Origin of the sequence: Ilumatobacter nonamiensis YM16-303, assembly GCF_000350145.1 — a bacterium.
Taxonomy (GTDB): Bacteria; Actinomycetota; Acidimicrobiia; order Acidimicrobiales; family Ilumatobacteraceae; genus Ilumatobacter_A; species Ilumatobacter_A nonamiensis.
The window spans coordinates 1-3,707 of sequence record NZ_BAOL01000125.1 but is presented as its reverse complement, the minus strand read 5'-3'; the positions used below and the strand labels follow the sequence as shown (position 1 = coordinate 3,707).

Here is a 3,707-nt window from a genome sequence, read left to right as displayed (position 1 = left end):
CCCGCCGTGCGGTCCCGACACTGTGGTGAACCCAGCGGCCTTCGCTGCGGGAGTGATCGCATCGATGAGTTGCTCGAGGAACTCGGCGCGTTCCGGGTTGCCGCTCTGCGACTTCTTGCGTTCCGAACGGATGAACTCGTTCGGTCGAACGATGACGTCGAAGTCGATGCCGTACTGGTCGATGCCAAGCGGGATGAATCTCGGCCGGGCCAGCACGAATCCCAGACGTTCGGTCGTCTCGCGATTGAGAAGTTCGACAGCTGCTTCGTGGGCTGCGTGCACGTTGTCGACGAGCCACACCCCGAGGACTCGGTCGTACGACGTGCTGACCCCTGCGACGTAGGTGATGAGCTGGCCGAGGTGGCTGTGATCGGAGGTGCCGTACTGGTTTCGATCGCCACGCCCACCGTGTCGCCATCGGCCTCGACTCCAACTGCAGCAAGCACGTCGAGTCGCTTTCCTGAGATGTCCTGCTCCGCCGACACGAGAGTGAGCCCTTCGATGTCGAGCGCCGTCCCGAGCAGTTCGAGGTTGGCCGTCAGCCACGGAGTGAAGTGACTCGCTTCGCCTCCGAGGACTTCTCCTGCGGTCTTCCAGTCCAGTGCCTTGATCGTTGGTACCGCCATCTCGCCGAGCGTAGGGCGGCACGAGTCGGTCGAGGTGTGCGTGGACGCGTGGGTTGCGTCCAGGCAATCCGCTGACGGGCCGTCAGCGGTCGCTCGGCCAGCGCACCGCAGTGATCGTGCTGGTGGCGGCGACGTCGTCGATGATCACCCAGAAGTGCCGTCCGTTGTTCCAGTCGACGAGCGTCGTCGGAAGCTCGTCGACAGACATCACTCGCCCCATCAGACCGGCAATGGCGTTGTCGCTCATTGCTCGGTCGTGGCTGTGCAGGTCGCCCCAGTCTCGGCTGTGGTACCGGTTGAGGCCGCCGACGATCCCTTCGCTGCGTTCGGGAACTCCGTCTGCCCAGTCGTCGACGTCGGCGGTGAACACGAGTCGGTGCGGTGCGGTGCGGTTGCGGTGCCGGCCGATCATTCGACCTCGCCGACGTTGCAGCGGTACTCGTTGTCGGATTCGAGATGTGGTCGGGTGTCGGCTCGGGCATCGGGGTGTGGTGAGGTCGATCTCGTAAGGGCCCAGAAGCTCTTCGTGCTTGCCGATCGGCTTGGCGGTGATCTGGTCGGTGATCGCGACTGAGTTCAACGGGCGTGTCGTCTCGGTTCTGGCCTGGCGGATGGCGGCTTGGCCCGAGGAACGAGTGGATTGATAGGTGTGACCGGCGATGCAGTACCGCAACCGCCCGCAGGGCGGCAACGTCAACCCGCGACCGTCGCGCCGAGGACACACACGACCACTCACATTCGGCGCGAGATCCGCTCACACCCGACCGGTCAGCGCCTTCCGGTAGCGGTGGCGATCGATCGGGTGCGTCGGGTTCAGGCGAGGTCGTGGCCTTCGCTCATGTAACCACCGTGGGCCGTCAGCAGGTCGAGCCAGCGACCTGAGTTGTCGGCGTGGGTGTGTCCCGGCAGCGGGTCAGTCTGGCGTCCGTAGGTTTCGAGTTCGGCTCCGGCGAGAGCGGCGAGCAGCCGGGTCGGGTCGCCCACGGCGTCGAGCCATGCGGTGAGGTCGCTTCGCTGTCGGCCATCGGCCTTCTCGGCAGGATCGATGGCGAGGAACTCGGCCGCCTTCGTGACTGCGGGCTGTCCGACCGAGTCGATGAGCACGCGGGCTGCAAGGTCGAGCAGCGTTCCTTTCGGTAGCCGGCCCTTGGCGAGTGCGACAGCCGCGGCATCGTGACGAGTCTGGCGCGCGAGCTTGCGTGCCTTGTCGGCTTCAGTCTGAGCTTGCTTCGACTGCGCTCCGGGTTTCTCGATCGCGATCTCCGATGCGGCGGGTCGGGTGGTGGTCGAGCGGTGCCGCTTCGGGTCGATGCACCATCCGGTGACGGCGATCTCGTTGTCGTAGCGGCGGGTGACGGTGACGGCGTGGCACGGTTCGTGGCGGTGTGCTCGGGTCTGTGCCGTGTCGAGACCGAGGCCGAACGAGTCGAGTGTTTGTGCCTTCGCATCTCGAGCGTCGTGATCGCTGTCGAACCGGGTCACGCCGAGTGCGTCGAGCTTCGCAATGATCTCGGCGCGTTCCGCTTCAGCGTCCCGCTTCTCGCGCCACTCGGTGACGGTGCCGGTCGGGTCGTCGTTCCATCGGCGTGATGCGATGTGTTCGGCGCATTCGCGCACGGCTTCGTCTCCGAGGTCGATGACGGCGGCGATCGCTGTTGCGCTGGCGATCGTGAGGTCGCCGCGATCGAGCATCGCCAGGACGTCAGTTGGTAGGGCGGCGAGCGCCAAGCGCGATTTGACCCACGTCGGTGTCCGTCCGATGCGGCGTCCGATCTTGGTCGGGCTGTCGCCTGGTGCGAGCACTTGGTAGCGGGCGACGGCTTGGATCGACTCGGTGAGCGAGAGGTCGGAGCGCTGCGCGTTCTCGGTCAGCATCGTGTCGAGCACCTGTACCGGAGTGAGGTCGCGAATGATCACTGGGAACGTCTCGGCGCCGGCTGCGGATCCGGCGCGGTAGCGGCGGTGCCCTGCGACGATGGTGTGCATTCCGTCGGCGTCGGCGGGAAGAACGAGGAGAGGGACGAGCACACCCTGGTTCTTGATCGACCTGGTGAGATCTTTGATGTCGCCCAGTTCGCTGCGGATGTTCTTCGGATGCGGCATGAGGTGCGCGGCCTGAACGGTCGTGAGTTCGTCGGTGGCAATGGTGTCGGTCATGGTTGTGGTTCCTCCGGTGGGAGCTGCGTGAGGACGCGCCTGATCGCGTCGATGGGGGATCGGTTGCTGCCGGTGGCGGTGACGTTCTGGTCGGCGGGATCGAGCCGGACCGTCCATCGGTCGGGTGCGACGAGCCACGTCGTCTCGCTTCGGTTGCGGGCGATCGCTGCAGCGGTGAGGACTGCGGCCGCAAGGTCGCGGCAATGGCAGATGGTGAGGCCGCTCGTTGCGATCACGTCGAGTGTCTCGGTCGTGGGGTCGACGTGGAAGAGGCGTTGCGGGCCGGGTGGCGCGAGTTCGGTCATGATGCTTCTCGGATCGGTCGGGGCTTGCTCGGCCGGGCGGGGTGCGGGTAGTCGGCGGCGAGATCGTCCGGCAGCTTCGAGAGTTGGCGTTGCGTGAGCCTCGGAAGTTGGAGACGGATGGTGAGCACGTCGGTGCCGTGGAAGTGGGCGACGTGGAACATGTCGAGCCGGTCAAGGCTGCGCCACATGAGCGACTGGGACTTACCGAGGCCGACACGTTGGGCGAGTGCGTCGGTGGGCCAGGTCTTGTCCGACTCGCGTGCGTTTCGAGCGAGGTTGAAGGCGAGGACGGTGGCGGTCGGTCCGAGGACGGGAAGCCACCACCAGATGTCGTCGCTGTCGGTGACGTGCTCGCCCGGGGTGTGATCGGCGACGACATTCAGGTGTGTGGGTCGCTGTGGCTTGGGGTTGTCGTTGGCGGTGGCGATGTTGATGGCCATGATGTGCTCCTGGGTCGGTGGCGTCGGGAGCGGCCGGGGACTCTCCCGATCCCGACCGCTCCGTCAGCCGTCATCCCGCTCTGTGAACGGCGGGCTTGCCCGCACGGGCTGCGGAGCTGACGAGTGCCTGTCAACCCGAAGGGCTTGGCCCTGAGGAACGAAGGGCTTGACAGGTGCGA

At 66.0% G+C, this 3,707-nt stretch carries 4 protein-coding genes and 1 pseudogene; all 5 read right to left on the bottom strand.

Translation table 11 applies throughout. The annotated features are described in order from the left end of the window. Positions 1–300, bottom strand: a pseudogene (locus ON45_RS12500) (hypothetical protein); the annotation flags it as partial. Positions 301–708: 408 nt separating this feature from the next. Continuing rightward, positions 709–1,038: a hypothetical protein gene (locus ON45_RS12495; protein WP_040494321.1), complete on the bottom strand. Its 330-nt coding sequence runs from the start codon at positions 1,036–1,038 to the stop codon at positions 709–711. A 401-nt stretch (positions 1,039–1,439) separates the two neighbouring features. After that, positions 1,440–2,783, bottom strand: coding sequence for a ParB/RepB/Spo0J family partition protein (locus tag ON45_RS21495; RefSeq protein WP_051062982.1), 1,344 nt, complete (start codon positions 2,781–2,783; stop codon positions 1,440–1,442). Next, positions 2,780–3,088: a hypothetical protein gene (locus tag ON45_RS23120; RefSeq protein WP_040494320.1), complete on the bottom strand. Its 309-nt coding sequence runs from the start codon at positions 3,086–3,088 to the stop codon at positions 2,780–2,782. Before ON45_RS23120 ends, ON45_RS21495 begins: the two co-directional genes overlap by 4 nt. Further along, positions 3,085–3,528 (bottom strand): hypothetical protein, encoded by a 444-nt coding sequence (locus ON45_RS23115; protein WP_040494319.1) that lies wholly within the window; start codon positions 3,526–3,528, stop codon positions 3,085–3,087. Before ON45_RS23115 ends, ON45_RS23120 begins: the two co-directional genes overlap by 4 nt. Positions 3,529–3,707: the final 179 nt, after the last annotated feature.

Excerpts from the sequence above, each read along its gene's own strand:
- ON45_RS12495 (WP_040494321.1), bottom strand. The coding sequence starts at position 1,038 with ATGATCGGCCGGCACCGCAACCGCACCGCACCGCACCGACTCGTGTTC.
- ON45_RS23120 (WP_040494320.1), bottom strand. The coding sequence starts at position 3,088 with ATGACCGAACTCGCGCCACCCGGCCCGCAACGCCTCTTCCACGTCGAC.
- ON45_RS21495 (WP_051062982.1), bottom strand. The coding sequence starts at position 2,783 with ATGACCGACACCATTGCCACCGACGAACTCACGACCGTTCAGGCCGCG.
- ON45_RS23115 (WP_040494319.1), bottom strand. The coding sequence starts at position 3,528 with ATGGCCATCAACATCGCCACCGCCAACGACAACCCCAAGCCACAGCGA.